3 protein-coding genes are annotated in these 1,826 nt (G+C 44.1%); all 3 read right to left on the bottom strand.

The window, feature by feature from the left end; all coding sequences use genetic code 11:
- Positions 1-166 precede the first annotated feature (166 nt).
- Entirely contained in the window at positions 167-625 is a 459-nt protein-coding gene (locus tag F6Q11_RS05120) for a hypothetical protein (RefSeq protein WP_297026847.1), read from the bottom strand.
- Complete coding sequence (locus tag F6Q11_RS05115) at positions 610-1,554, bottom strand: hypothetical protein (RefSeq protein WP_297026845.1); 945 nt, start codon at positions 1,552-1,554, stop codon at positions 610-612. The genes F6Q11_RS05120 and F6Q11_RS05115 overlap by 16 nt, the downstream gene beginning before the upstream one ends.
- Positions 1,526-1,826 (bottom strand): hypothetical protein (locus F6Q11_RS05110; RefSeq protein WP_297026842.1); only part of this gene is annotated, 301 nt, incomplete at its 5' end. The genes F6Q11_RS05110 and F6Q11_RS05115, both read right to left, overlap by 29 nt.

Below are 1,826 nucleotides of genomic sequence, written 5' to 3'. Positions count from 1 at the left end.
CATCGGTATTCAAACAAATTAAAATAGGGGCTGATGGGGACATCACACGCTTTGGCAATGGGAAACGCTGAAGTTGCATGAACATAGAAAATATATCGCATTATGATAACCTAGAAGTCCATTGAAAAATAGTTGACCAGATCTTGGTACCGTATCTGATGGGCATTTACGCATAGAAAACTGTCAATTTGAACCTCAGATTCATGCTTTGATTGGTCCATAACTCAACGGACCATGCGCCTGCGGGAAAGTACTGACCATGAGGGAATATTGTTGATATATCTATCCCTGGGCTAATGGTGAGTTTGTCACCAGGTCTGTCATTTGGATAATACTGCTCACCGAAGACATCAACGCTCGAATTGTCCTCGAATGCAAAGACGATCTTATCGGAAGAAGCGTTGACCGTGAAATTATACCAGTATGCCTGATCAGCAGTCAGTGGCAAGGTGCCATTAAACACCACGTCGCCACCAGCGGAACCTGTATTTATGGTAAGGATTGGGCCGGTAGTTTTTGTATTCGATATCTGGCTCTCTTGATCATTACTTAAGGTGTGTATGAGCAACGCCAGAAGAATTATGATCACTATTATGGACAGCAGTGTCTTTATTTTCTTCTCCAATCCATAACACCTCCTATGCTGGGCATGAAATACAAGATGAGAAGGATTATAATTACATAAGATAAAAGAGCCCCCAAGATCCACGCCGGAAAGTACTGGTTCGGGAGTGAAAAGAGGCCTCCACCGGAAATTCTTACAGTTGTGAAGCCCAGATACGTGTCCGTCAATGATAGTGGGATCCCCGGAAATAACACTGAGATTCCGGCGTAGAGATATCTCACCGCAAGTGCGTCGTTCACGGAGACGAGGTATGGGTATACGTTAAATATTACGAGGTAAAAGATGACGCTTGATATTACCGAGGTAGATCTTTTCATCGAAATCCTGGAGAAGATGAGACCCAGTAGAACCGGTGGGAGAATCGAGATAAACAGTATGGCGATATCCGTCATGAACAGGCCCAGGCTGAAACCTTCATCAATATAGGTTCTGGTATGGGTAAAGAATAAGCTCGGTGTGCCTGAATATCCGAAGATGTAATTGTATATCGCATGATCTACCACAATCTCCACATGGTTAGATAGCGTCCCGTAACGGATCAGGAGCATGAAAATGAAGCCGGCTACGGCTGTGACCGTCAATATGCCGGCAAATATTATATTAAAAATAAGGCGGGCAACGTCTATCCCGGTCGTATCATGCGTACTGGATCTTATCACGTCGTATGTTCCGTTTTCCTTTTCTTCGGATATGCTTAGTGATGGATATACCATGAAAAGTATAAAGAATGAAATGAAGGAACCTGAAAAGGTGGCGAATGAGAACTGCAGGGGCATAGTCCTGTATATGGGCGTATTCCATGCAAGTTCTGCGGTTGAAACCATTGCGAGCAGAAAGGTAGCAAGTACCATCATGGGTGCTGCCGTAGATCGTTTCATCAGGATGAACTGCTTCTTGATTTCAGCTCTGAACTGTAACGCTAACGTCATTCAATACATCTCCATATATCTCTGCGATTGTCAAGTCCCTGAACTCCAGAACCCTTAGACCGCTGTGAACCAGTATTGAGTTCAGATCTTCCTGCGTACTGCCAGTGCTGATCCTAACATACGGAAACCCAGACATATCGTACTTTAAGCCAAGTGATTTCAACACATCATCAACTTCTTCGTATGCTGCGGCAAACCTTGCAACCTTTATTCCTTTCAGCGGAAGCTTTATTCTCCTTACAATTCTCCCGCTGTCTATCACGATCACCTCA

It is taken from the genome of Thermoplasma sp. (assembly GCF_008709555.1).
GTDB lineage: Archaea > Thermoplasmatota > Thermoplasmata > Thermoplasmatales > Thermoplasmataceae > Thermoplasma.
This window is presented reverse-complemented; position numbering and strand designations above follow the sequence as displayed.

Excerpts from the sequence above, each read along its gene's own strand:
- F6Q11_RS05115 (WP_297026845.1), bottom strand. The coding sequence starts at position 1,554 with ATGACGTTAGCGTTACAGTTCAGAGCTGAAATCAAGAAGCAGTTCATC.